22 protein-coding genes are annotated in these 25865 nt (G+C 73.8%); 10 read left to right on the top strand and 12 right to left on the bottom strand.

Annotated features, from left to right (window positions below):
* Window positions 1-12: 12 nt before the first annotated feature.
* Window positions 13-1050 carry a zinc-binding dehydrogenase gene (locus ABD879_RS14180; RefSeq protein ID WP_345021477.1) on the top strand — a complete coding sequence of 346 codons (1038 nt, stop codon included), beginning with the start codon at window positions 13-15 and terminating at the stop codon, window positions 1048-1050.
* 71 nt (window positions 1051-1121) lie between these two features.
* Here the strand turns inward: ABD879_RS14180 and ABD879_RS32965 are convergent, their stop codons facing one another.
* The gene (locus tag ABD879_RS32965) at window positions 1122-2480 is read right to left on the bottom strand and encodes a MinD/ParA family ATP-binding protein (RefSeq protein ID WP_425549634.1); all 1359 of its coding nucleotides are present in this window, start codon (window positions 2478-2480) and stop codon (window positions 1122-1124) included.
* Window positions 2481-3685: 1205 nt separating this feature from the next.
* On the opposite strand from ABD879_RS32965, the gene ABD879_RS14190 reads away from it, so the two are divergent.
* Window positions 3686-4642 carry an NAD(P)H-quinone oxidoreductase gene (locus ABD879_RS14190; RefSeq protein ID WP_345021481.1) on the top strand — a complete coding sequence of 319 codons (957 nt, stop codon included), beginning with the start codon at window positions 3686-3688 and terminating at the stop codon, window positions 4640-4642.
* A 16-nt stretch (window positions 4643-4658) separates the two neighbouring features.
* Window positions 4659-5213: a bacterial proteasome activator family protein gene (locus ABD879_RS14195; RefSeq protein WP_345021483.1), complete on the top strand. Its 555-nt coding sequence runs from the start codon at window positions 4659-4661 to the stop codon at window positions 5211-5213.
* A 29-nt stretch (window positions 5214-5242) separates the two neighbouring features.
* Here ABD879_RS14195 and ABD879_RS14200 read toward each other — a convergent pair whose 3' ends face one another.
* Together ABD879_RS14200 and serS are read right to left on the bottom strand one after the other, a co-directional pair.
* On the bottom strand, window positions 5243-6070 hold the full coding sequence (locus tag ABD879_RS14200) for an HAD family hydrolase (RefSeq protein ID WP_345021485.1): 828 nt from the start codon (window positions 6068-6070) through the stop codon (window positions 5243-5245).
* Window positions 6071-6389: 319 nt separating this feature from the next.
* Window positions 6390-7649 (bottom strand): serine--tRNA ligase, encoded by a 1260-nt coding sequence (serS, locus tag ABD879_RS14205; protein WP_345021487.1) that lies wholly within the window; start codon window positions 7647-7649, stop codon window positions 6390-6392.
* 166 nt (window positions 7650-7815) lie between these two features.
* Between serS and ABD879_RS14210 the strand changes: the two genes are divergently transcribed.
* Window positions 7816-8469 (top strand): type II secretion system protein GspK, encoded by a 654-nt coding sequence (locus ABD879_RS14210; RefSeq protein WP_345021489.1) that lies wholly within the window; start codon window positions 7816-7818, stop codon window positions 8467-8469.
* A 7-nt stretch (window positions 8470-8476) separates the two neighbouring features.
* Here the strand turns inward: ABD879_RS14210 and pheA are convergent, their stop codons facing one another.
* From pheA to ABD879_RS14225, 3 genes are all read right to left on the bottom strand, one after another.
* A complete protein-coding gene (gene pheA, locus ABD879_RS14215) occupies window positions 8477-9400 on the bottom strand; it encodes a prephenate dehydratase (protein ID WP_345021490.1) in 924 nt (307 codons plus the stop codon).
* Window positions 9401-9601: 201 nt separating this feature from the next.
* Window positions 9602-10054, bottom strand: coding sequence for a DUF4446 family protein (locus ABD879_RS14220; protein WP_345021525.1), 453 nt, complete (start codon window positions 10052-10054; stop codon window positions 9602-9604).
* Window positions 10054-11397: a glycosyltransferase 87 family protein gene (locus ABD879_RS14225; RefSeq protein WP_345021492.1), complete on the bottom strand. Its 1344-nt coding sequence runs from the start codon at window positions 11395-11397 to the stop codon at window positions 10054-10056. The genes ABD879_RS14220 and ABD879_RS14225 overlap by 1 nt, the downstream gene beginning before the upstream one ends.
* A gap of 40 nt (window positions 11398-11437) precedes the next feature.
* Between ABD879_RS14225 and ABD879_RS14230 the strand changes: the two genes are divergently transcribed.
* A complete protein-coding gene (locus tag ABD879_RS14230) occupies window positions 11438-13711 on the top strand; it encodes a hypothetical protein (protein ID WP_345021494.1) in 2274 nt (757 codons plus the stop codon).
* Here the strand turns inward: ABD879_RS14230 and mptB are convergent.
* From mptB to ABD879_RS14245, 3 genes are all read right to left on the bottom strand, one after another.
* Window positions 13593-15155, bottom strand: a complete 1563-nt coding sequence (gene mptB / locus ABD879_RS14235; protein ID WP_345021496.1) for a polyprenol phosphomannose-dependent alpha 1,6 mannosyltransferase MptB — start codon at window positions 15153-15155, stop codon at window positions 13593-13595. The genes ABD879_RS14230 and mptB overlap by 119 nt on opposite strands.
* Entirely contained in the window at window positions 15152-15877 is a 726-nt protein-coding gene (locus ABD879_RS14240; RefSeq protein ID WP_345021498.1) for a glycosyltransferase family 2 protein, read from the bottom strand. Before ABD879_RS14240 ends, mptB begins: the two co-directional genes overlap by 4 nt.
* Before the next feature lie 135 nt (window positions 15878-16012).
* Window positions 16013-16348, bottom strand: a complete 336-nt coding sequence (locus ABD879_RS14245; RefSeq protein ID WP_345021501.1) for an STAS domain-containing protein — start codon at window positions 16346-16348, stop codon at window positions 16013-16015.
* A 296-nt stretch (window positions 16349-16644) separates the two neighbouring features.
* Between ABD879_RS14245 and ABD879_RS14250 the strand changes: the two genes are divergently transcribed.
* From ABD879_RS14250 to ABD879_RS14265, 4 genes are all read left to right on the top strand, one after another.
* Window positions 16645-17010 (top strand): hypothetical protein, encoded by a 366-nt coding sequence (locus tag ABD879_RS14250; RefSeq protein ID WP_345021503.1) that lies wholly within the window; start codon window positions 16645-16647, stop codon window positions 17008-17010.
* Between the two features lie 112 nt (window positions 17011-17122).
* The gene (locus ABD879_RS14255) at window positions 17123-17833 is read left to right on the top strand and encodes a hypothetical protein (protein ID WP_345021505.1); all 711 of its coding nucleotides are present in this window, start codon (window positions 17123-17125) and stop codon (window positions 17831-17833) included.
* Between the two features lie 375 nt (window positions 17834-18208).
* Window positions 18209-18379, top strand: a complete 171-nt coding sequence (locus ABD879_RS14260) for a hypothetical protein (protein ID WP_345021507.1) — start codon at window positions 18209-18211, stop codon at window positions 18377-18379.
* A gap of 100 nt (window positions 18380-18479) precedes the next feature.
* A complete protein-coding gene (locus ABD879_RS14265; protein WP_345021509.1) occupies window positions 18480-20048 on the top strand; it encodes a long-chain-fatty-acid--CoA ligase in 1569 nt (522 codons plus the stop codon).
* Window positions 20049-20099: 51 nt separating this feature from the next.
* On the opposite strand, the gene ABD879_RS14270 is transcribed toward ABD879_RS14265, so the two are convergent.
* The 3 genes from ABD879_RS14270 to ABD879_RS14280 all read right to left on the bottom strand — a co-directional run bounded on the left by ABD879_RS14270 (window position 20100) and on the right by ABD879_RS14280 (window position 24179).
* Entirely contained in the window at window positions 20100-21041 is a 942-nt protein-coding gene (locus ABD879_RS14270) for an endonuclease/exonuclease/phosphatase family protein (protein ID WP_345021512.1), read from the bottom strand.
* Between the two features lie 193 nt (window positions 21042-21234).
* The gene (gene tuf / locus ABD879_RS14275) at window positions 21235-22422 is read right to left on the bottom strand and encodes an elongation factor Tu (protein ID WP_345021514.1); all 1188 of its coding nucleotides are present in this window, start codon (window positions 22420-22422) and stop codon (window positions 21235-21237) included.
* Window positions 22423-22733: 311 nt separating this feature from the next.
* Window positions 22734-24179, bottom strand: a complete 1446-nt coding sequence (locus ABD879_RS14280; RefSeq protein ID WP_345021516.1) for an MFS transporter — start codon at window positions 24177-24179, stop codon at window positions 22734-22736.
* 68 nt (window positions 24180-24247) lie between these two features.
* On the opposite strand from ABD879_RS14280, the gene ABD879_RS14285 reads away from it, so the two are divergent.
* Window positions 24248-25453 carry an arginine deiminase gene (locus ABD879_RS14285; RefSeq protein ID WP_345021518.1) on the top strand — a complete coding sequence of 402 codons (1206 nt, stop codon included), beginning with the start codon at window positions 24248-24250 and terminating at the stop codon, window positions 25451-25453.
* The last annotated feature ends 412 nt before the right edge of the window (window positions 25454-25865 follow it).

Raw genomic sequence — 25865 nt, forward strand, 5'->3', positions numbered from 1 at the left:
AACATCGTCGCCATGCGAGCGGCGATCATGTACGGAGCGGGTGACGTGCGCGTGGCCGACGTTCCCGACGCGCGTATCACGGCACCGACCGACGCCCTGGTCCGGGTCCTGCTGGCCGGCGTCTGCGGCAGCGATCTGTGGATGTACCGGAAGATGGCGCCCAGCGAGCGCGGTTTCCGGATGGGGCACGAGTTCGTCGGGGTCGTGGAGGAGGTCGGGGCCGAGGTGACCGCGGTCCGGCCCGGGCAGGTGGTGCTGGCTCCGTTCAGGTGGTCCGACGGCACCTGCGAGTTCTGCCGGGCCGGTCTGCCCACGTCCTGTTCCAACGGCGGATCGTGGGGAGGCGCGCTCGACGGCGGCCAGGGGGAGGCGGTGCGCGTCCCCCTGGCGGACGGCACGCTCGTCCCCGTACCGGTCGGGCCCGGCGATCCTCGTCTGGTGCCGGTGCTGGCGCTCGCGGACGTGCTGTGCACCGGCCACCATGCCGCCCGTGCCGCCCGGGTCGGCCCGGGGGCGGCCGTCGCGGTCATCGGAGACGGAGCCGTCGGGCTGTGCGCGGTGCTGGCCGCCGCCCGCCTCGGCGCTGAGCGGATCACCGTGGTGGGCGCCCACGAGGACCGCCTCGAACTGGCCCGCCGGTTCGGCGCCACGGAGGTGCTGAAGGCTCGCGGCGACGCCGCGGCCCGCCGGCTGCTGGAGCTGTCCGAAGGGCGCGGATACCACGCCGTTTTGGAATGCGTGGGCACCGGTACGGCTCTGCGGACGGCCCTGGAGGCCGCCCGTCCCGGCGGCGCGGTCGGCTACGTCGGCGTGCCCCAGGACGGAGAGGGCGTCGACGTCCGCACGTTCTTCCGCCGCAACGTCACGCTCGCCGGAGGGATCACCCCCGCACGGACGTACATCCCCGAACTCCTGCCGGACGTGCTGTCCGGCGGAGTCGATCCCTCGCCGGTCTTCGACCGCGTCGTCGGGCTCGACGAGCTGCCCGAGGGATACGCCGCCATGGACCGGCGGGAGGCCGTCAAGACGCTGGTCGACCTGCGCCGCTGAGCCGGCCCCGGCCTCCCTTCGGCCGACGCGCCCGGGCCGGCGCCGACGGCCGGTGCGCCGGCGCCGGGCGGTCAGGACTGCGCACGCTTGACGGCGAAGCCGTCGCCGACCATGGCGGCCAGCTTCAGGTACGCCTCGCGGGTGGACGAGGCCAGCTGCTCCAGCTCGACCTCGGCGCCCTCCTCCAGGTGGTCGTCGTAGGGGATGCGGACGACCCCGCGGCAGCGGCTCTCGAAGTGGGCCTGCAGCTTGTCCAGGTCCACCTGGCTGCGGGTGCGGTTGCGGACCATCGACAGCACCACCACGCCCTCGCGGACCAGGTGGCCGTGGTTGTGGGCCTCCAGCCAGTCGAGGGTGGCGCTGGCGGAGCGGGCGCCGTCCACCGACGGGGAGCTGACCAGCACGAGCTGGTCGGCCAGGCTGAGCACCCCGGACATGGCCGAGTGCAGCAGGCCGGTGCCGCAGTCGGTGATGCAGATCGAGTAGAACCGCTCCAGCACCACGGCGACCGCCGCGTAGTCCTCGGCGCTGAACGCCTCGCTGATGGCCGGGTCGCGGTCGGAGGCCAGCACCTCCAGCCGGGCCGCGTTCTGCGAGGTGAAGCCGCGCACGTCGGCGTAGCGGTAGATCTTGTCGCGGTTGTTCAGCAGGTCGCGGACGGTGGCGGCGGTCTCCAGCCGCAGCTTGTCCGACAGCGTGCCGCGGTCGGGGTTGGCGTCCACCGCGATCACCCGGTCGCCGCGCAGCGACGCCAGCATGGAGCCGAGCCCGACGGTCGTGGTGGTCTTGCCCACGCCGCCCTTCAGCGACATGACCGCGACCCGGTGGTGGCCGGACTGCACCGGGGTGCGGGCGCGGGCGATGAGGTCCTTGCGGCGCAGTTCGGCCTGCGACTCGCTGGGGTGGATGCTGCCGCCGGTGGCCTTGTAGACGGCGCGCCGCCACCCGCCGGAGGGGGCGATGCGCCGCTGGCCGAGCAGGTTCTCCGAGCTCAGGGCCTCGGCGCTCTGCGGCGGCGGCCCCTGCGGGGCCTGCGGGGCCTGGGGGGCCTGCGGGGCCGGCTGCGCCGGGGGCTGCGCGGGCACCGCCGGAGGCGCGGGCGCCGGGGGATAGCCGGGGGGCGGGCCGTCGAAGCCGGGAACCGGGTTGCTGTTGGGGTCGTACTGCGGCATGGGGGCGGGCGGCTGCGGCGCGCCGTAGGGCTGCCCCGGCTGCCACGGCTGGCCTCCGTACGGCGGCTGGACCGGCGGCTGCCCCGGCTGGACCTCGTACGGCACCTGCACGCCCGGCTGGCCGGGCGGCATGGGCTGGTCCGGCTGGCCGGGCTGGCCCTGCTGGGCAGGCGCTTCCTCGGCCCCGGGGGGCGGGCCCTGGGGGGCGCCCTGCTGCGGGGCGGGGCCGCCGGACTGGTCGCCGGGGTACGGCGGCAGCTGCTCCGGAGGCGGCGTCGTCTGCTCCCCGGCCGGTGTCTGCTCACCGGACGGCGCCTGTTCCCCGGCGGGCGGTGCCTGCTCGGTGGGCGGCGCTTGTTCGGCGGGGGGCGCCTGCTCGGCAGACGGCGTCTGGTCTCCAGCGGGCGTCGTCTGCTCACCGGCCGAGGGCGCCAGCTCCCCGGCGGGCGGAGCCTGCTGGTACGGCGGCGGCACCTGCTGGTACGGGGGTGCTGCCTGCTCGTAGGGGAACGGCGACAGTTCGTACACGGTCGGCGGCGGCTCCTGGGCGGGCGGCCCCGGTTGGAAGGGAGGGGGAGCCGGCTGCGCAGGCTGCCCGTTCTCGGAGGCGGGCGGGGGCTGCGGGGCGGGGTGCTCCCCCGGTGGAGGCGGCGTCGGCCCCAGGTGCCCCGGCAGCGGAGGCGGAGGCATCTGGCCCGCGTCGTACGGCGGTGCGTAACCGGAGATGCCCGTGTACGGCGGGGGCAGCATGCCGCCGTCGAACGGCTGCGGCATCGGGCTGCCGTCGTACGGCTGGGGCGGCGGCGGAGGCGGCTGCTGGCCTGCGTCGAACGGCTGGGGCGGCCCGTACTGGGGCATGGGGATGTCGCCGTACGGGGGGAAGCTCGGCGGCTGCTGCGCGTCGGCCGGAGACTGCGGTGCGGCCGGCGGGGCGCCCTGGAAGGGCGGAGGAGCCGACAGCCACGGCTCGGCGGGCGTCTCGACCTGCGGCGGGCTCGCCGCGGGCTCGTTTCCGGACGCGTCCGGGGCCGGACGCTGCGCCGCCTCGGCCTCCGGGGCCGTGCCCTCGTCCGCGGGGGCGCCTTCCGCGTCCGCCGCCCCCCGGTCCGGGGACGCGGCGTCGTCGGAGGCCGCGGCCGCCGCGGGCGGCGACTCGGTGGCGGGCTTGACCGGCTCGTCTCCACCCGGGTCACCGGGCGGGGACGTCTCGGCGCCCTGGCTGCTCATCGCGTCCAGAGATGCCAGGCGCTCCTCCAGCGACCGTCCGTCGTGCTCGTTCCTCGCCACCGGTTCTCCCCTCGACCCCGCCTCGAACGATCCTTTGGAGCTGGTTGGCATGACCCCACGGCAGGATACCCGTGCGCCTTTACCATGCGCCTCCGTTGAAGATCCACTCCTGCCGCCCGACGGGCCGTCCGGATATCGGGGGATGGGCGTGCCGAAGGGCCGGTAGCGTGATCCGTATGCATGCCATCGTCATCCGTGAACCGGGGGACGCCGACGTCCTGGAATGGACGCGGGTCCCCGATCCGGAAGCCGGGCCCGGCGAGGTGCTCATCGACGTGGCGGCCGGCGCGGTGAACCGGGCGGACGTGATGCAGCGCCGCGGCTTCTACCCGCCGCCGCCGGGCGCTCCCCCGTATCCGGGCCTGGAGGTCTCCGGCCGCGTGGCCGCGCTCGGCGAGGGCGTGACGGGCCTGCGGGTCGGCGACGAGGTGTGCGCCCTGCTCGGCGGCGGGGGATACGCCGAACGGGTGGCGGTCCCCGCGGGGCACGTGCTGCCGGTGCCGCGCGGCGTCGACCTGGTCGAGGCGGCGGGCCTGCCCGAGGTCGCGTGCACGGTGTGGTCGAACGTCTTCATGCTGGCGGGGCTGCGCGCGGGCGAGACGTTCCTGGTGCACGGCGGCGGCAGCGGCATCGGCACCATGGCGATCCAGCTCGCGCGGGCGCACGGGGCGCGGGTGCTGTGCACGGTGGGCAGCGCGCAGAAGGCCGAACGCTGCCGTGAGCTCGGCGCCGACGAGGCGATCAACTACCGCGAGGACGACTTCACCGAGTACGGCCCGTTCGACGTCATCCTCGACAACATGGGCGCGGCGTATCTGGCGCGCAACGTGTCGGCGCTGGCCGTCGGCGGCCGGTTGATGGTCATCGGGCTGCAGGGCGGCCGCCGCGCCGAGCTGGACCTCAACGAGCTGCTGCGCAAGCGGGCGCTGGTGCACGCGACGTCGCTGCGGGCGCGATCCGCCGAGGAGAAGGCAGAGATCGTCGCGGCGGTGCGCGAGCACGTGTGGCCCCTGCTGGAGTCGGGGGCGGTGCGGCCGGTGGTGGACCGCACGGTCCCCATGGCGGACGCGGCGCGGGCCCACCGGCTGCTGGAGGACAGCGTGCACGTCGGCAAGATTGTCCTGACCGTCTGAAACCCCTGGAGACAGCATGAACGAGTCTGCGCAGAACCCGTCCGGAGGCCGGGCCGAGCAGGAGCCGCAGGTTCTGGTGGTCGGCCCGAACGGCATCGCGGTGGAGGGCGGCAAGTCCGAGGGCGGTGACGAGAAGTCGGTCACCGACATGGTGGAGCAGCCCGCCAAGGTGATGCGGATCGGCAGCATGATCCGGCAGCTGCTGGAGGAGGTGAAGGCGGCGCCGCTGGACGAGGCCAGCCGGGCCCGCCTCCGCGAGATCCACCGGTCGTCCATCAAGGAGCTGGAGGACGGCCTGGCGCCCGAGCTGATCGGGGAGCTGGAGCGGCTGTCGCTGCCGTTCACCGAGGACGCGGTGCCGAGCGAGTCCGAGCTGCGCATCGCCCAGGCCCAGCTGGTGGGCTGGCTGGAGGGGCTGTTCCACGGCATCCAGACCACGCTGTTCGCCCAGCAGATGGCGGCGCGCGCCCAGCTGGAGCAGATGCGCCGCGCCCTGCCGTCGGGGATGATGCCGCAGGCCCAGCAGGGCGACGAGGAGCAGCGCCGCCGCCAGTCCGGCCCCTACCTGTAGGCCGGGCGCCGCCGGTCATCGCGCTGCGATCAGCGGGCCCCGTCCTCCGGAACGCCGGGGAAGAGCCTTTCGAGGACCTGGGCGACACCGTCGTCGTCGTTGCCCGCCGTGGTGTGGGTGACCGCCGCCAGCACCACGGGATGCGCGTTGGCCACACCGTACGAGGTGCCCGCCCAGGTCAGCATCGGCAGGTCGTTCGGCATGTCGCCGAACGCCACCACGTCGGCGGACGGGATGCCGTACTCGGCGCACAGCTCGGCGAGGGCGCTGGCCTTGGTGACGCCGTGCGCGCTCATCTCCAGCAGGCCGCTCCCCGAGGAGTGGGTGACGGTGACCAGGTCGCCCACGGCCTCGCGGGCCTTGACCGACAGCGAGTCGGGGTCGGCGTCGGGGTGGAACGCCAGCAGCTTGGTGCCGCCGCGGCTGACCAGCGCCTCGCCGTCCACCGCCCGCCCGCCCAGCGCCTCGGCGTCCCAGCTGCCCAGGTTGTAGCTGGCCTCGAACACGAACCCGTGCGGGTACTCCACGGCGAACCGCAGCTCGGGGATCGCCGCGCGCAGCCGCCGCACCGTCTCGGCGAGCACCTCGGGGGCGATCAGCCGGGTGCGGAGCACGGTCTCGGTGTGCAGGTCGTACACCACCGCCCCGTTGGCGCAGATGGCCACGCCCCGGTGCCCGACGGCCTCGGCGACCGGGTGCATCCAGCGCGGCGGCCGCCCGGTGACCATGACCAGCAGCGCGCCCGCGCGCTCCACACGGGCCAGGGCGTCGACGGTGCGGGGCGAGAGGGTCCCGTCGGAACGCACGATCGTCCCGTCGAGGTCAGTGGCGACCAGGCGCGGCATGGTTGGAGACATGTCACCTTCCCGTCGTGCCGCGTCCCGGGGTCGTCGCGCATCGAGGGGTCGGTATGACGACGGCGGGCACGGCTGGGACACACCATAGGCGATATGTCAGACAGTGCCCTGCGTGAGGCCCGCGGCCCGGCCGTCCGCCGTGCGGATCACCCCCGCGGGCCGGACACGCGGGCCGAAACAGGGCGCGGCCGACTCCGGGAAGCCGCCCAGATCGGCGGGGAGGCCGCCGCTCGGCCACAGGGCGCTTGAACGGCGCGCGGCGGGGCGCCTCGGGGGAACGACGGAGGCGCCCCGCCGCGTACGGGCGTCCAGTCGGCGCTCAGCGCTTGACGGGCTCCAGCACCTCCAGGCCGAGGTACTTGCGCAGCGCCTCGGGCACGCGCACCGACCCGTCGGCCTGCTGGTGGTTCTCCAGGATCGCCGCGATCCACCGGGTGGTGGCCAGCGTGCCGTTCAGCGTCGCGACGGGCTGGTTGCGGCCGTCCTCGTCCCGGTAGCGCACCGCCAGGCGCCGCGCCTGGAAGTCGGTGCAGTTGGACGTCGACGTCACCTCGCGGTAGGTCTGCTGCGACGGCACCCACGCCTCGCAGTCGTACTTGCGGGCCGCGCTGGCGCCCAGGTCGCCGGCCGCCACGTCGATCACCCGGTACGGCAGCTCGACCTTGGCGAGCATCTCCTTCTCCCACTCCAGCAGCCGCAGATGCTCGGCGTGGGCGTCCTCCGGACGGCAGTAGGAGAACATCTCGACCTTGTCGAACTGGTGCACCCGGATGATGCCCCGGGTGTCCTTGCCGTAGGAGCCGGCCTCCCGGCGGAAGCAGGACGACCAGCCCGCGTACCGCCGGGGCAGCCCGTCGATGATCTCGTTCATGTGGTATGCGGCAAGCGGCACCTCGGACGTGCCCACCAGGTACAGGTCGTCCTGCGGCAGCTGGTAGACCTCGGCGGCGTGCGCGCCGAGGAACCCGGTGCCCTCCATGGCCTCCGGCTTGACCAAGACCGGCGGGTACATCGGGACGAACCCGGCGGCGATCGCCTGTTCCATGGCCAGGTTGAGCAGCGCCAGCTGCAGCCGGGCGCCGACGCCGGTCAGGAAGTAGAACCGCGCGCCGGACACCTTGGCGCCGCGCTCCATGTCGATCGCGCCCAGGCTCTCGCCCAGCTCGAGGTGGTCCTTGGGCGCGAAGTCGAACTCCGGAGGCTCGCCGACGTGCTCCAGGACGACGAAGTCCTCCTCGCCGCCGGGCGGGGCGCCCTCCTCGATGATGTTCGGAACGGTCTTCAGCAGCGCGTCCAGCTCGGCGCCGAGCCGGTCGGCCTCGGCCTCGGCCTCCTTGACCTGCTGCGCCAGCTCTTTGGCGCGGGCCAGCAGCCGCTGCCGCTCGTCGCCCTGCGCCTTGGACACCGACTTGCCGAAACTCTTCTGCTCGGCGCGCAGCCGCTCGAACGCCGACTGCGAACTGCGCCGCCGCTCGTCCAGGTCGAGCAGCGTGTCGACGACGGTCTCGTCCTCCCCGCGGGCGCGCTGCGAGGCGCGCAACCGCTCGGGATCCTCTCGAAGAGCTCGCAGGTCAATCACACACCTGAGGCTACCGGTGCGGTGCACCCCTGCGCGCGCGAGTAACGACGGCGGCGTCCTCCGCGGGCCGGTGGTTTACCCGCCATGGCGTCCAATAGCGGACGTCCACCCCAGCAACCAACTTATGTCGCCAAGCGTCGAAAAAGTGACAACGGGGAGAGAATCAATGGCGCAGGCGACACCGCAGCGGCGGGGGTTGAGCATCGTGTGGGCGCTGAGCCCACTGTTCACCGCGGGGATCGCGACCCCCTTCATCTTCGGCTTCGCGGCGGCCCGGCTGAGATCCCTGCTGCTGTGGCTGGCGACCGGCATCTACCTCGCCGCCTGGACGGTCATGTTCATCACCGCCGAGTCGCCCGACACCGGTGCGGAGGACGCCGCCTTCAGCATCGCGGCCGCGATCGCGACGGTGGGCGCCTCGGTCCACGCCTTCGCCATCCGCGCCCGCGTCTTCTTCCAGGCGCCGGACCACAGGTCGGCCGCGTTCCAGCGGGCCCAGTTGGAGGTCCAGCACCGCCGCGAGCTGCGCCGGCGGGCGATGGAGATCGTCAACCGCGACCCGGCGATGGCCATCGAGATGCGCATCGGCCGGCCCGACCTGCCCCGCGCCTTCGACGACGGCGGGCTGGTGGACGTCAACCACGCACCCGCCCCCGTCCTGGTCGCCGTCCTGGGCATCACGCCTGAGCAGGCGCAGCAGCTCGTCCAGGTGCGCGAGCGGTGCGGCGGCTTCGTCTCCGCCGAGGAGGCGGCCGCGCTGGCGGGGCTGCCCCCGACCCTCACCTCGCGGCTCGCCGAGTACGGCGTGTTCCTGCGCTGAACCGGGGTCAGGCGCGGCCGCTGCGGATGGAGCGCAGCCAGGCGGCGGCCTCGGTGAAGTCGGCGTCGTGGGTGCCGCGGCGGATCTCCGGACGGACCTGGTCGGCCCGGGGGTAGGAGCCGAGGAACCGCACGTCGGCGCAGATGCGGCGCAGGCCCATCAGCGCCTCGCCGACGCGGGCGTCCTCCACGTGCCCCTCGAAGTCCATCCAGAACAGGTACGAACCCAGACCCGCGCCGGTCGGCCGGGACTGGATCAGCGTCAGGTTGATGCCGCGCATGGCGAACTCGTTGAGGATCTCCAGCAGGGCACCGGGGTGGTCCTCGCCGATGAAGGCGACCACGGTGGTGCGGTCCATGCCGGTGCGCGGCGGCGGGACGCAGGGGCGGCGCAGCTCGATGAAGCGGGTCACCGCGTCGGCCACGTCGTGGATGTCCTCGGCCAGGACCGACAGCCGGTAGCGGTCGGCGGCGAACGCCCCGGCCAGCGCGGCGTCGTAGTGGCCGTCGGCGACCCGCTGGGCGGCCTCGGCGTTGGACGTGGCGGCCCGCCACTCGGCGTCCGGGACGTGCTCGGCCAGCCAGCGGCGGCACTGCGGCTGCGCATGCGGGTGCGAGGCGACGGTCTTGATGTCGGCGAGCGTGGTGCCGGGCCGCACCAGCAGCGCGAACGACACCGGCAGATGCACCTCGGCGACGATCTGCAGCGGCTCGCCGGTGGCCAGCTCGTCCAGCGTGGTCGGCACCGAGCCCTCGACGGAGTTCTCCAGCGCCACGACCGCCGCGTCGGCCTCGCCGCGGCGCAGGGCGTCCAGCGCGGCGGGCACGGTGTCGTACGGTACCTGCTCGGCGCCTTCGGCGTCCGGCAGCCGGCTCAGGGCGGCCTCGGTGAATGTGCCCCGGGGACCGAGGAACGCGTACGTCCTGGTCACGTGACGCCCCCCGGCCGTGTGCACGCTTGTCCCAATGGCATATGACTTGACTCCTCCGCCGTGCCGAGAACGCGCGGCGGGCTGTGTGACAGGTGGTGTGGACGTCGAGTCTACGTGCCCGTCCGGGCCGGCACCGGCAAAGAACCGATCATGAACCCGTCACGAACGCGGCGCGGTGCGGACGCCGGGCCCGAGGGGGAGTCAGGCGCGGGGGGTGGGGGTGCGGCCGCCGAAGTCGGCGAGCGGGTCGTCCATGGTGACGACGGGCCCCTTGCCCAGGCGCGCGGCGCGCAGGACCTGGTTCTCCTCGGGGGACAGCTTCTCCAGGGGGTGGCCGTCGCGCACCGGCTTGGCGTAGGTGCGGGTCTCCGTACGGCCGTTGATGGAACTGATCACCACGCCGTCGCCGTTGGCGTTGATCAGGGCGAGCGAGAACGACCGGTGCCCCGACATCTCCTTGAGCGCGTCGTAGTGCACGATGGCCAGGTCGCGCAGGGCCTGGCCGTCCACCGTTCCGGCGGTGAGCTGAAGTTGCCGCCGCAGCATCGCACCGCACTCGTCGACGACCTGGTTCACCCTGTTGTGGGCCACTACCGCGATGGACAGACCGGCCACCCCGGCGACCAACCCGGCGACGGCCACCGCTACCAGCATCACGGAGTGAGCGTACCGACACCGTCCTCCCGGCGCGATGAACTGGCGGAAACAGGCCGTCCGGACATGCGGACCCGGTCGATCAGCCGCCGCCCGAGCAGGACGATCAGCGCCAGCGCGGCCAGCCCGAAGGAGCTCTGGATGATCCGCCCGACCACGATCGAGGGGATCGAGTGGTCGGGGCCGATCAGCCGGGTCCCCCACCACGGCAGCGGGAACAGGAAGTACAGCCAGATGAGCCCGGCGAACAGGCATCTGCGGACGTTCCGCCCGTCGCCCGCCACGGCGCCGATCACCGGGATGATCCACACGAGGTGGTGGATCCAGCCCACCGGCGACAGCAGCACCGACAGCAGGCCGGTGATCGCGACGCCCGCCAGCAGGGCGGAGCGGGCGTCTGGGCCCGGCGGCATCGCGTCGGCGGCGAGCGTCGCGCGGCGGGCCAGCCGGAACCCGTGGTAGCCCACGAAGGCGACCAGCGCCAGCCACAGCAGGCCGGTGATCGGGCCGGGCAGGTAGAGCCGGGCGAGCATGCCGTTGATGGCCTGGTTGGTGGTGCCGTTGACGGCGCCGGTGCGGTCGCCGCCCTCCAGCAGCGCGCCGAACCAGTAGTCGACCGAGTCGTCCGGCAGCAGCGCGAACCCGGCCAGGCCGGCGACGGCGGCGGTCAGCACGGCGTTGGCGGCCGCGTCCCGCCGTCCGGTGATCCAGAAGTAGATCAGGAAGACGCCCGGCACCAGCTTGATCGCGGCGGCCAGGCCGACCAGCATGCCGCGCGGCCAGCGCGGCGTCCGCACGCAGCAGTCGGCCAGGCACATCGCCAGCAGGAACAGCCCCACCTGGCCGAACCGCGCCTGGTCGTACACGGGGACGAGCCAGGCCGCGGCGCCGATGAGCGCGCCCGCCGCCAGCGGCGCCCACCGGCCCGCCCGCCGGATCAGGTCGCGGAACGACAGCCACACCACGATCGCCAGCGCGACGTACAGCAGCACCATCCACGTCACCTGGGCCGCGCCCCACGACATGAGGGTGAACGGCACCGCCATCGCGGCCGCGATCGGCGGATAGGTGAACGGCAGCAGCTGCGGCGGCTGGGTGAGCACCTCGTACAGCGGCGCCCCGCGCAGGACGGCGCGTCCGCCGTCCCGGTAGACCTCCAGGTCGACCATGCGCTGGTCCGGCGGGTTGGTCAGCCAGTGGACGACGATCGGCGCGACCGCCGCCACCGCGACGCAGATCCCGGCCGCCAGGATCAGCAGGTTCGCCGGCGAGGCCGCCCGTGCGGACGGGGCCGGCGCCGCCCGCCGGTGCTCCGGCTGGTCCGTACCGATACGTTCGCCCATGTCCCCATCCTGATGTAGGCCGCCCACTACCCTGGCACGCATGACGCATCGGGGGGCGGCGGCCGAGACGCGCAGGGTCGTGGCGACCATTGTGGCCGTCGGCGCGGCGCTGCTCGCGCTGTTCGCCGTGTCGTCCCCCCGCGCGCACGCCGCCGAAACCTCCGCCTCCGCCCGCGCCGCGGCCGCGCCCACCGGACGGGTCGCGATCATCGGGATCCCCGGGCTGACGTGGCAGGACGTCACCCGCGGCGGGACGCCGACGCTGTGGCGGCTGACCGGGCAGGGCGCCGCCGGCGCGCTCAGCATCCGCACCACCCGGGTCAACACCTGCCCGATGGACGGCTGGCTCACGGTGTCGGCGGGGCAGCGGGCCCGGCTGGCGCACGGCGACTGCGCGCTGCCGTCGGCGCCGGTGACGGCGGAGCGGCCCGGGGCACAGGAGGGCGCGCCGCCGGAGGGCGGGGCGCTGGCCCCCGGCTGGCAGTCGATCAAGGACGACAACTCGCGGACCTCCTACCACGCCCGGGTGGGCCTGCTCGGCGACGCGGTGCGCGGCGCGGGCGGCTGCACCCTGGCCGTCGGGCCGGGCGCCGTGTTCGGGCTGGCCGACGGGGCGGGACGCGTCGACCGGTACGCCCCGTCCCCCGACAAGGTGCCCGCCGCCGACTGGTCGCGGTGCGCGCTGATCGGGGTGGAGATCGACGACATCTTCCGCGCCTACCTGACCGCGGGGGTGGACGCCGAGGGCGAGCAGGTGCCGGTGACCGCCCGCGCCCGCGCGCGCGCCGCGCGGGCGGCGGACCAGCGGGTCGCCCAGGTGCTGGCGGGTCTCCCCCGGGGCACGACGGTGCTGGTGGCGGGGCTGTCGGACACCGACATCAAGCCGCACATCCGCGTGGCCGTCGCGCAGGGCCCCACCGGCGAGGGCGGCAAGACCTACCAGCCGGGGTACCTGACGTCCAGCGCCACCCGGCAGACCGCCCTGGTCACCCTCACCGACCTCACCGCGACCACGTTGAAGGTGCTCGGGCTCCCCCAGCCCAAGGAGGCGGTCGGGTCGGCGTGGCGCACGGCCGGGGGCGGCGACACCGCGACCATGGGGAAGGTCGACCGGCTGCGGGACGAGGACGTCGCCGCCCAGGCGATCCGGCACGTGCAGGGCGGTTTCTGGTGGGTGCTGGGGGGCGCCCAGCTGCTGCTCTACGGCATCGCGGGCGTGGCGTTGCGGCGGCGGTGGAACGTCCCCGCGTCCCGGGCGCGCATCCTGAGCACGACGCGGTTCATCGCCCTGGTCGGGGGCGCGGTTCCGGTCGCCACGTTCCTGACCGGGATGGTCCCGTGGTGGAACCTGCCGCACCCGACGCCGGCGCTCGTCGCCACCGTGCTGGGGTTCAGCGTGCTGGTGGCCGTGCTGGCGTGGGCGGGGCCGTGGCGCGGCTCGGTGCTCGGCCCCGGGCTGGCGATCGCGGCCCTCACCGCCCTGACGCTGGCGGCGGACGTCATGGCCGACTCGCGGCTGCAGCTCAACACGCTGATGGGCTACAACGCGATCATCGCCGGCCGGTTCTACGGGTTCGGCAACCAGGCGTTCTCGCTGTTCGCGGTGGCGGCGATCCTGACCGCCGCGTGGCTGGCCGAGCGTCCGGTGCGGGCGGGCCGCCGGGCCGCCGCCGTGGCGATCATCGCGGCGGTCGGGGCGGCGGCGGTCGCGGTGGACGGCCTGCCCGCCTGGGGCAGCGACTTCGGCGGCGTGATCGCGATGGTGCCCGCGTTCGCGGTCCTCGGCCTGATGGCCACCGGGCAGCGGGTGTCGGCGCTGCGGCTCGGACTGTTCTGCCTGCTGGGCGCCGCGCTGGTGCTGCTGATCTCCTACGTCAACTCGCGCAGCGCCAACCCGACGCACCTGGGCCGGTTCTGGCAGGACCTGATGAACGGCGACGCCTGGGACGTGGTGGTGCGCAAGTTCCAGGCCATGCTGCGCAGCCTGGGCTACTGGCCGTTCACGCTCGCGCTGGCCGGCGCCATCGCGTTCTTGTACTTCGTGCTGATCCGGCCGCTGAAGTGGCGGGCCTCGCTGCTGGAACGGCTGTACGAGCGGTGCGCGACGATGCGTCCGGCGCTGGTGTGCGCGCTCACCGTCGGGGTGGTCGGCACGCTGGTGAACGACTCGGGCGTGGTGATCCTGTCGGTGGCGTTCAGCCTGGCGACCCCGCTGCTGCTCGCGGCGGCGGTCCGGGCGCTGGAACTGGATCTGGCCGCCGAAGGCACATCCGCACCGCAACGATCAGGATCACCGTCAGCAGCACCGGGATGACGCCCGGCCGCGCCACGTCCAGCAGGAAGTCCAGCGAGGACGGCAGCCCGATCAGCTTCGGGTCGCGGGCGGGCAGGTAGCCGAGGCTGAGCGCGGCGGTGTGCGCCAGCAGCACCCAGTCGAACCGCGACCACGGCAGCAGCGCGAGCGCGGCCCACGCGAACCCGCTGTACCAGGGCAGCTCGTAGGGCGTGGCCAGCAGCCAGGCCAGCACCAGCGCCGCCGCGACCCGCTCGCCCTCGCCCCCCGTGTCGGCGCCCCCCGCGGCGGGGCGGACGCGGGGCAGGGCGCGGGCCAGCAGCACCGCCAGCACCGCGAACAGCGTCAACCAGCCGATCTTGATGAAGACGCGCTTCTCGCGGCCGACCAGCAGGTCCACCAGATGCCAGGGGGTGGCCAGCGACACCTGGTCGGCGGCCCGCCTGAGCTGGTCGAAGGTGTGCGGGCCGGCGAACGCGTAGGTGGCCGCCGTCACCGCCAGCGCACCCGCGGCCAGGGCCGCCAGGCGGAGTGCGGCCGAGCCGCGCGCCCCCGGCTCGCGGCCGTCGCGGGCCAGCGCCCAGGCGAGCCCGCCGCCGACGAGCGCGGCGGGCACCTTGATCGCGCCGCCGACGGCGATCAGCGCCCCGGCGCCCAGCGAGCGCGGCACCGTGCCGGGACGGCCGCGCCGCGCCGCGAACAGCGCCAGCCCCGCCACCATCGGGCACACCGCCAGCGCGTCGTTGTGGGCGCCGCCGACCAGGTGGTACAGCAGCAGCGGGTTGCACGTCCACAGCAGCGCGACCCGCAGCCGCCGCTCGTCGGTGTCGGCGGTGCGGTAGAGGATCCAGGCGGTCAGCGCGAACGCCAGCGCGTTGAACAGCGACAGCACGAACACCGTCAGCCGCACCGAGTCGCCGCCGACCCAGGACGCCAGGGCCTGCGTGCCGGTCGCGACGGGCCCGTACACCGACGGGGTGCGCCGCCACTCCTCCACCTCGCTGATCACCGGGTCGCCGGGCACGTCCACCGCGCTGGTGGAGTACGGGTCGTGCCCCAGCACCGCCATGCGGCCGTAGGCGGCGTAGTTGAGGTGGTCGGCGGACCCGACCGGCGGCATCAGCGCGAACGCCGCCGTCACCAGCAGCCCGGCCGCCATCAGCGCGCCCGGACGGTACCGCCGGCCCTTGCGCACGGCGCGCCAGCACAGCGCCAGGCCCGCCGTCCCGATGATCATGCCGGCGGCGACCAGCCCGATCACCAGGTGCGGCGACGGGTGGACGGACAGCGAGTAGGGCGGCTGCCCGGCCGGGCCGCGCAGCTCGGGCTGCATGGCCGAGGGGCCCAGCAGGGCCGTCAGCAGGAAGCAGGCGAGGCTCGTCCCGACGGCGGCCAGGCCCGCGCGGGCCCCGGCGGCGCCGCCCGCCGCGCCGGAGGCCGCGGCACCGGGACAAGACGGGGTCACGGCAGGCGGGTGCCGCGCAGCAGCCGCGCCACGGCCGGTTCGCGCACGGCCAGGGCGCGCGCCACGTCGCGGAACTGCCGGGCCCGGTGCAGCTGGGACCGCCAGTCGGTGCCGGTGGCCCGGTGCGCCAGCGGCACCTCCACCTCGGTCACCCGGAAGCCTTGGCGCAGCAGGTCGATGGTCAGGGCGGTCTCGACGCCGAACCCGGCGGCCAGCGGACGCGCCGCCTCGAACGCGGCCCGGGTCAGGCACCGCTGCCCGTTGAGCGGCTGCGTCGCCTCCCAGCCGGTGGCGCGGCGGATGCCGTCGCGCGACAGCCGCACCACGAACCCGTGCCCGCCCAGCTTGACCGTGGTGGAGAACACCGCGATCGTCATGTCGGCCTCGCGGCGCCGCACCGGCTCGACGAGCGGGGCGGCCTCGCGGGCGGTCTCCGCCAGGTCGGCGTCCAGGAACAGCAGGTGGCGCGGCTCGCGGCGGTCGTCGTCCAGCAGCCGCACCGCCTCGGCGCCGCTCTCCATCGCCGCGCCCTTGCCGCGGTTGCGGCCGTGCCGCACGACCTTGGCCCCGGCCTGCTCGGCGACCCGGGCGGTGCCGTCGGCGGAACCGTCGTCGACCACCACGACCAGCCCGGCGCCGGGCAGCTCCAGCGCCGCCTTGACGGTCGCCGCGATCCGGTCCGCCTCGTCCTTGGCCGGGATGACCACCGCTACGTCCTGCATACGGGCGATCGTAGTGCGGGTTCGCGGGAACCGCCCGCTAACGGCGGCGACCCGCGGGGTGGTTCCCCCGCGGGTCGCTCGTCGTTCAGGCGGTCGTCGGCGCCGCGCCCCCGGGAGCCCGCCGGGGGCGCCGGATCAGCCGACGTCGAGGACAGGCACCGCGTCGCACACGGTGAACACCGTGTCCAGTCCGGTCACCTGCAGGATGCGCCGGACGGCCGGGCGCGGCGCGGCCAGCTCCAGCGAGCCGCCCTGCTCTTTGAGCCGCTTCATGGCCGCCAGCAGCACGTTCATGCCGGTCGAGTCGCAGAATTCGACGCCGCTCAGGTCGACGACGACGCGGTCGACCGGCTCGCGCAGCAGGCCCGCCAGGGCGGCCTGCAGACGCGGCGCGGTGTACAGGTCGAGCTCGCCCGTCGCTGTGACGACGGCGTTACCTCCCTGAGACGCGGTCGAGACATTCAGCTCCACGATCGGCACACTATCGGGCCGAGCGGCGACGGGCCAGGGGGTTGCCCCGAACCGCCGTGTCCTCGCGTCCGGTACGTATGACCTTGGCAAATGACGTTGTGCAATGTCTTGATTACGACACTTGGCGGGCTCCTCCCGCTATGGGGGTCGCCCCTGGGTGCGGACTGTGTAATTTCCCCTCCGCGCGGCCAGGAATTAGGGGACGCTGAGCGGGTGCGACAGCGGCAGAGGCAGGCGGCGGGCCCCGGACGGCGCCCCGCGAGCCCGGCGGCGGCCCCGCGTGGGGGGTGCCGGGCGTGAAGACCGAGCGAGACCCGCGCGAGGTCCGGCTGCGTGAGCGCATCGAGGCGATCCGGGCCCGGTCGGCGAAGTCGACCCCGTGGCGTTCCTCCGTCCAGTACCTGTCCCGCCTGGTCAACGACACCGGGCACGTCCCGGTCAAGGTGCGGCTGTCGCGCGAGGACCTGTCCTTTCTGGCCGGCGCCCGGGACGAGGTGATCATGCTGGCCGACCTGGCCGTCCGCCTGATCGAACTGCACCGGCCGCAGGACTCGGGCGGCATCACCAGCGACCCGGACACCCCGATCCGCCGCTGCCGCGCCTGCATGTGGCGCTGGCCCTGCCCCACCTTCCGCGCCATCGACGAGTCCGTGGCCCGCTGACCCGCCCACCCCGCCCCCGCCGCGCGGGCGGGCGCGTCGCCCCGGCCTCGCCTTCGGCGCGGGCGCGGGGGTGCGTCACCGGGTTGTGACAGACGGTCTGTTTAATGGCCGCATGTCCTCGACCCGGACCGCCCCCTCCGGCGGAGCGCCGTTCGTGGCGTTGCTGATCGGCGGCGCCGCCGCCACGGCGATCAACGCGCTGTTCGCGATCGTCTTCTTCTTCCTCGTCACCGAGATGGGCCAGGATCCCGACGGGCCGGTCCTCGACGTGTACGCCACGATCGGCACCGTGGTGATGGGGGCGGCCGTCTCCGGGCCGCTGCTGTTCACCCGTCCGCGCGGGCCGGTGGCGCCGATCCTGGCGGTCGTGTTCGCGATCATCGCCAACATCTTCGGAGACCTCCTCGGCGCCTACGGCTACAACCTGATGCAGGGCCAAACGCCGGAGCCGGGGTACCTCGACGCGTACTTCCGCGCCTTCGGCCACTACACCGTGTTCGCCTGGTTCCTGTTCCTGCTGGCGCCCATCGTCGCGGCGGCACTGGCCGGGCTGCGCGTCATGATGGTGGGCCGGGCTCCCCAGCAGCAGCCCGCCGCCGGGCCATGGGGGGCTCCGGGCGGCCCGTACGCACCGCCCCCGGCAGGCGGCGGATACCCGCTCCCCGGGGCCGGTGGAGCGTACACGCCGCCGCCCGGAGGGTACGGGGCCGCCCCCGGGCAGCCGTATCCCGCACAGCCGAACCCGGGGCAGCCCCCGTATCCGGATGCTCCCGGCCAGCCGAACCCGGGACAGCCGGGTCAGGACCTCCCGCCGCCGCGGTAAGCAGCACAGCCCGTAGGGGCGTACACGCCGCCGCCCGGAGGGTACGGGACCGCCCCCGGAGAGCCGTACTCTGGCCAGCCCACGCCGGGGCGGCCGGGTCAGCCTGGGCAGCCGGGTCGAGATGTCCCGCCGCCGCGGTAAGCGCCACAGCCCGTAGGGGCAGCCCGGCCAAGGCGCGGCGCCACAGGCCCGGCCGCCGCCGTTGCGGCGATGCTCTCCGCCGCCCCGACGTCGACGTCATCGACGACCACGCACGGCGCCGTCGGCCCTTACTCCTGTCTCAGGGGGTGTTCCGCCTTCGGGCGGGGGAACGCGGCCGCCGAGTCGTCCCACAGGGTGATGACGTGTCCCGCACCGCGCAATACCGTGAGAGGCATGGGACGGACAATTCTGATGGTCGTCGGCGTGATCCTCGCCCTGTGGCTGCTCATGGGCGTCATCGGCTGGATCCTGTCGATGCTGAAGCTGTTCTTCTTCGTGGGCTTCGTCGCGGTGCTGGTCTTCCTGGCCGTCACCCTGGTCGCCAAGGGCGCCAAGAGCAGATAGCGCCGGCCGGGCCGCAGCTGGGCAAGGAGGCCCTTGCCGTCGCCCGCCGGTGACCTCATGATGCGCAGACAACCGTGGTCACCGGCGAAAGGGGATCTCCGTGCCAAGCCTGACCCAGGTGCTGCGCGAACGCGCGCAACGTCATCCGGACCGGCTCGCCTACATCGCGGGCGAGGTTCAGATCACCTACCGGGACTTCGACCGGCGCGTCGACCAGGTGGCGGCGGCGCTGGGGGCGGCCGGGGTCGGGCGCGGCGACCGGGTGGCCGTTCTCGACAAGAACTCCCTGGAGTACGCCGAGCTGCTGTTCGGCGCGGCCCGCGTGGGCGCCGCGGAGGTGCCCATCAACTACCGCCTCGCGCCCGACGAGGTGGCCTACATCGTCAACAACGCGCAGGCGAAGGTCTTCGTCGTCGGCCCCGAGTTCGTGCAGGTGCTGGACGCGGTCGCCGGGAAGCTGGAGCACACCACCCATGTGGTGGTCATCGGCGGCTCCGGGCACGCCTACCGCGACTACGCCGAATGGACGGGCGCCCACGAGCCCCCGGCCACGCCCCCCGACGCGGAAGCCGACACCGCCGAGGTGTTCGTCCAGCTCTACTCGTCGGGCACCACCGGGCTGCCCAAGGGCGTGATGCTCACCCACGACAACTTCAACGCGGTGCTGCCGCTCACCAACGAGCTGTGGGGCATCGACGACGACACCGTGATGATGGTCGCGATGCCGATGTACCACGTGGCGGGCTGCGCGCTCACCGTGTGCACGGTGTTCGACGGACTCACCGGCGTGATCGTGCGCGAGCCCGACCCGGTCGCCATCGCCCGCGCGATCGAACGGCACCGGGTGACGCACGTGTTCCTCGTCCCGGTGCTGCTGCAGTTCATGCAGCTGATGCCCGAGGTCCGCGAGGCGGACCTGTCGAGCCTGCGGCTGCTGCTGTACGGCGCGTCCCCGATCAGCGAGGAGGTGCTGCGCGGCGCCATGGAGCTGCTGCCCGGCACCGGGTTCATGCAGGTCTACGGGCTGACGGAGACCACCGGCGCGATCACCTATCTGCCGCCGGAGGACCACGACCCGGGCGGCCCGAACGCGCACCGGCTGCGCAGCGCGGGCATCCCCAACCCCGCCTGCCGCCTGCGGATCGTCGATCCGGCGACGCTGGAGGAGGTGCCGCGCGGGCAGGTCGGCGAGATCCTGTGCCAGACGCCGCAGAACATGAAGGGCTACTGGGGGATGCCGGAGGCCACCGCCGCGGCGCTGCTGGAGGACGGCTGGTTCCGCACCGGCGACGCCGGATACCTGGACGAGGACGGCTACCTGTACATCCACGACCGGGTCAAAGACATGATCATCTCCGGCGGGGAGAACATCTACCCGGCCGAGGTGGAGAACGTTCTGATGAGCCATCCGGGCATCGCCGACTGCGCGGTGATCGGGGTGCCCCACGAGCGGTGGGGCGAGACGCCCAAGGCGTTCGTCGTGCCCGCCGAGGGCGCCGAGTTCTCCGAGCAGGAGATCATCGACTACTGCCGGGAGCGGCTGGCGCACTTCAAGTGCCCCACGTCCGTCGAGCGCCGCGACGCCATCCCGCGCAACCCGACCGGCAAGATCCTCAAGAAGGACCTGCGCGCCCCGTACTGGCAGGGCCAGGACCGCGCCGTCCACTGAGCCCGGTGGATCCGGGGTGCGGGCGCCGCGCGGCGCCCGCACCCGGCCGGATCAGCGGGCCTCGATGGTCGCCTCGTGGTCGGGGAAGCGGACGACCGCGCCGACCGGCCGGTGGTCGGACGAGCGGACCGGCGTCTCCGGCACCCCGCAGGAGATCCCGGCGGGCGCGTAGGCGAACAGGTAGTCGGTCTTCTCCACCGGCGTGCCGGCCGCGTCCTGCCGGGTCTTGGCGCCGGTGCGGGCGGTGCCGGGCCCCTGGTCGCACTCGGCGTAGTCGCGGTAGAGCACGTCGAGGTTGCGGGACTCGGGCTGCTCGCCGAGGTCGCCGCCGAACACGACGCGTCCCGTCCCGGCCGCCTCGGCGACCTTCTGGGCCTGCTTGCGCCGCCATGCGCCGTTCGGGTCGTCGTTCCAGCCGGTGGAGCTCAGCCGCGCCGTGCACAGTTTGGTGTGCCAGGCGGCGGCCTGGCCGCACAGCGCCACCCGCCGCACGGTGGACGGCGAGGGCAGCTCCGTGGTGCGCACGTCGGTGAGGCGCTCCCGGGAGCCGATGGCCACGCCGAAACTCCCCTGCCCGTTGGCGCACTTGCGCGGCGCGCCGTCGGACCCCCGGTAGGCGGCGAACTCCCAGCTCCACGCCTTGAACCGGGACGTCTTGCGCAGCGCGGCCACCTCGCCGGAGCAGATGTCCTGCAGGAACACCGCGTCCATGTCGACCTTGCGGCCGCCGACGCGGACGTCCGCCACCTGGCGGGGAATCTCGCGCACCAGGTCGGCCGGACGCGATCCGAGCGGGCATCCGGACGCGGAGTCGCCGCAGACGTTCCAGGTCATCGCGGTGATGGTGGCCGCGGGGACCTCCCGTGCCCCGTCGGCCAGGGCCGGTCCGAGGTTCGGGGCTCCCTCGATCGCGGCACCGGCACCGGCGGTCACCACGACCGCCGCGGCGCCGCACACGGCAAGCAGGGGGATCAGGGCGCGGGGGGCTCGCACTCGTTCTCCAGGTCGGGAAACACACGGGGAATGATCACGAATCCCACCACATCGGAACCGGGTCCGCCAGTGATTCGCCCGCATGCGGGCCCTCTGACCCGAAACCAACTGACCACCCGGCCACCCGACGGCGCCTGCAGCGCCCCGGCCGGCGGGCTCCCTCCCCCGGAGAGAGCCCGCCGGCGCATGCGGCCTACTCGTCCGCCACGGCGGTGACGGTGCCGGCGCCGACCGTGCGACCGCCCTCGCGGATCGCGAAGCCGAGGCCCTCGGCCATGGCGACCGGCTTGCCGAGCTCGACCGCCATCTCGACGGTGTCGCCCGGCATCGCCATGGCGCCCTCGCCGCCGAGGTCCACGCCGCCCACCACGTCGGTGGTGCGGAAGTGGAACTGCGGCCGGTACCCGTGGAAGAACGGCTTGCTGCGGCCGCCCTCCTCCGCGGTCAGCACCCGCACCCGGGCGCGGAACCGGGTGTGCGGGCGGATCGCGCCCGGCGTGCTGATCACCTGGCCGCGCCGGACCTGGTCCCGCTTGACACCGCGCAGCAGCATCGCGGTGTTGTCCCCCGCCTCGGCGTGGTGCATCGCCTGCCCGAACGTCTCCAGGCCGGTGGCGACGGTGGCGATCGTGTCCCCGAGCCCGACGATCTCGACGGGGTCGCCGACCCGGATCGCGCCCTGCGCCACCACGCCGGTCACGACGGTGCCGCGCCCGGTGATGGTCAGCACGTTCTCCACCGGCATCAGGAACGGCCGGTCGAGCACCCGCTCGGGGACGGGCACGTAGGCGTCGATCGCGTCCAGCAGCTCCACGATGCGGGCCGTCCAGTACGGGTCGCCCTCCAGCGCCCGCAGCCCGGACACCCGGACCACCGGCACCTGGTCGCCGGGGAACCCGTACTCCGACAGCAGCTCGCGGACCTCCAGCTCCACCAGGTCGAGCAGCTCGGGGTCGTCGACCGCGTCGGCCTTGTTGAGCGCGACCACCACGTGCCGCACGCCCACCTGGCGGGCCAGCACGATGTGCTCGCGGGTCTGCGGCATCGCGCCGTCCTGCGCCGACACCACCAGCACCGCCCCGTCGATCTGCGCCGCGCCGGTGATCATGTTCTTCACGTAGTCGGCGTGGCCGGGCATGTCGACGTGGGCGTAGTGCCGGGTGGCCGTCTCGTACTGGACGTGGCCGATGTTGATGGTGATGCCGCGCTCGCGCTCCTCGGGGGCCCGGTCGATGCGCTCGAACGGGACGGCCGCGGCCAGCCCGCGCTCGGCCAGCACCTTGGTGATGGCGGCGGTCAACGTGGTCTTGCCGTGGTCGACGTGCCCCATCGTGCCGATGTTGAGATGCGGCTTGGTCCGTTCGTACAGCGGCTTGGCCATGTGGAATCGTCCTCACTCGTTCGTGGGGAAGTGAGAACCGCACGGGCGTACGGCCGCGCATGCTTCACGCGGTCGTTGCTCGTGTTCTGGTGACAACCCCCCTCCGCTGGTTCTCATCGGAGGTGGGACGGAGGAGGGTCAGCCTCGCAGGCCGTCGAATGCGGCCGTATCGGCTGCCGTATCAGCCGCCGCTGCCAGGGAGGCAGCCGGCGCCGCGCTCAGCAGAGTGACCTCTGCGAGCGTGCGGGCGCCGGCTGCGAAGAACATGCTCCGAGAGTACGAACGCGGCCGCGACGCTGTCGATTGATTTTTCAGGCGCGTGATCGGGCGGCGCGGTCCGCGCGTCCGGTGATGCCGAGCAGGAGCAGGCCCACGGCCGCACCCGCGAACTGGCAGGCGGCGATGGCCAGCACCAGGCCGTCCGGGCCCAGATGGTCGGCGAGCATCCCGGTCAGCGCCGCGCCCACCGCGAACGTGCCGATCTTCAGGCTGCCGCCGGTGGTGTTGACCTGCCCCAGCCGTTCCGGCGGCGACTCGCGCTGGCGCAGCATCAGCGTGGCGGCGAAGACGGGGCCCTCGCACAGCCCGGCCGCCAGGAAGCACAGCAGGGCCCACGGCAGCGACGGCACCCACGCCAACGCGGCCAGCGCCCCGCCGAAGGCCACCAGCCCCACCACCATCACCCGTTCGGCATGCCGGGGGCGCAGCCAGCGGGCGCTCGCCAGCGAACCGGCCAGCGACCCCACCGCGACGGCCACCATGAGCTGGCCGCCCGCGCTCGGCTCGGCGTCCAGGCGTTCGGCCAGCAGCACGGCCGCGATCGCGATGCCGCCCCACCCCAGCCACGCCAGCGACGTCGCCGCCGTGAGCGCACGCAGCACCCGATTGCCCACCAGCACCCATAACCCGCCGGCCACCGCGTCCACCAGCACCCGCGCGCCACCGCGCCCGCCCCCGGCGTCGGCGGCCGCCCGCCCGTCCGCGTCGGTGCTCCCGCCCGTCTGCTGGCGGGGTGCCTGCGTTGCCGCCTCGCCGCTACCGGCCGGCCCGGCCGGCTGTGGGGCGCCGCCGTCCGCGTCGGTGCCCCGGCTCATTTCGCGGCCGGGTGCCGACAAGGCGGCCTCGCCCGCGCCGGACGACCCGGATGAGGGGTCGGCCTCGGCAGCCGTCTGCTCGTCGCGGGGTATCGGGGCGGCGGGGCCGGGGATCGGGAGGAGGGGGAGGACGAGCAGGGCGACGATCGCGCTGGCCGCGACGGCGAAGCCCGCGTACGTACCGGTCGTGGCGGAGGCCAGGCCGGCGGCGAGGCCGGGACCGGCGATGGCCGCGACGTTGTAGCTCGACGCTTCCAGCCCGTACGCGCGCGGCAGCCGCTCGGCCGGGACGTACCGGGGCAGCAGGCTCGTCAGCGCGACGACGACGGGTTCGGTCACGCCGATCACCGCGGCGACCAGCAGGGCGAGCACCAGCGGGGAGCGTCCCGCCATGAGCAGCAGCGACGCCGCCGCGACCGCGTAGCCCGCCGCCAGCATCATGATCAGCGGGCGGGGGCGGCGGGCCCGGTCGAGCGCGTGGCCGATCAGCGGGCCGCTCAGCACGTACGGCAGGGTCGCGGCGGTCTGCAGGAACCCGGCGTCGGCGGCGCGTCCGGTGCGGGCCTCCACCGTCAGGACCAGCGCGGTCGCCATCCCCTCCGCCGAGACCCGCAGCAGCGTGGCGGCCGTCAGGTGCAGGGGGAGCGTTCCGCGGCTGATCACGTGGCGATGGTGGCACACCGTCCGGATCGGCCGGTAGGCGCGAAAATGGGGCCACATAGACTGCCGGTGTGGGCGAGACGACCGAACACCGGGTCACCAGCGAGGTGGGACGGCTGCGGACCGTCCTGCTGCACCGCCCGGGCGCGGAGCTCAAACGCCTGACGCCGCGCAACAACGACAAGTTGCTGTTCGACGGCATCCCCTGGGTGGGGCGCGCCCAGGAGGAGCACGACGCGTTCGCCCAGGCGCTGCGCGACCGGGGCGTCGAGGTCCTCTACATCACCGAGCTGCTCCAGGACGTGCTGGAGTACGAGACGGCGCGCGACGAGGCGATCAGCGGCGTGCTCGACGACCCCCGCCTCGGCGACCAGCTGCGCGGCGTGGTCGAGGGATACCTGCGCGACCAGGACCCCGAAGAACTCGCCCACACGCTGATCGCGGGGCTGGCCCACGAGGAGCTGAAGACCGGTCACGGCCTGGTCTACCGGCTCCTGGACCGGCACGACTTCATCATCGACCCGCTGCCCAGCCTGCTGTTCACCCGCGACAACAGCACCTGGATCGGCGACCGGGTGGCGGTGACGAGCCTGGCGATGCCCGCCCGGCACCGCGAGTCGGCCCTGATCGGCCTGGTCTACGCGCACCACCCGAGGTTCGCCGGGGTGCGGTGGGTGTACGACCCGACGCTGGAGCACATGGAGGGCGGGGACGTCCTGCTGCTGTGCCCCGGTGTGATCGCGGTCGGCACGGGGGAGCGCACCACGCCCGCCGGGGCGGAGCGGCTCGCCCGCCAGGTGTTCGACACCGGGCTGGCGCACACCGTCCTCGCCGTGCCGATCGCGCAGAAGCGCGCCACCATGCACCTGGACACCGTGTGCACGATGGTGGACGTGGACACCGTGGTCATGTACCCGCCGATGGCGGACTCGATGACCGCCTATACGGTGACGACCGACGACGGCGACCTGCGCGTGGCCGAGTCGCGCCCGTTCCTGGAGGCCGCCGCCGAGGCGATGGGCCTGGACCGCCTGAAGGTCATCGACACCGGCCTGGACCCGGTCACCGCCGAGCGCGAGCAGTGGGACGACGGCAACAACACCCTGGCCATCGCCCCGCGTGTGGCGGTCGCGTACGAACGCAACATCGAGACCAACGCGCAGTTGGAGGCGGCGGGCATCGAGGTCATCCGGATCAGCGGCAGCGAACTAGGCAGCGGCCGCGGCGGCCCCCGCTGCATGTCCTGCCCGCTCCTCCGCGACACCCCCGCAGCCTGACCCCTAAGCCTCCGCCGCCCTGAGTTGGAGCGCGCTGCCCTGGGCCTTCACGTCCCGTCTCCTGGATCTAGGCGCGATACCTCCAGGGTGATGATGCGGCCCGAGGGTAAAGCCGCAGGTGGGCGCGGCTTGTGTATGGCCGTACCGGGTGGATTCTGCAGCAGTCCGGCGGTTGGGCAAGTGCGCAGGTCAGAGCGGTGCTGGTTGGAGATGGGTGTTCGCTTTGCAGTTGGCGCAGGGCAGCGCGTATGCGCGGGGCTGCCCTGCTACGGGCGGCGTGTGGTGGCGGGCCGGAGGCATGCGGGTGCCTGCCGGTCGCGTGGTGGTGAAGCAGGTGCTGGCGGCGTTGCGGGTGCAGTGGACGGGCCGCCGGTGCGGGGCGGTGGTGGTTACCAGGGTTCCCAGATGATCG

Origin of the sequence: Actinomadura keratinilytica (assembly GCF_039539665.1) — a bacterium.
Taxonomy (GTDB): Bacteria; Actinomycetota; Actinomycetes; order Streptosporangiales; family Streptosporangiaceae; genus Spirillospora; species Spirillospora keratinilytica.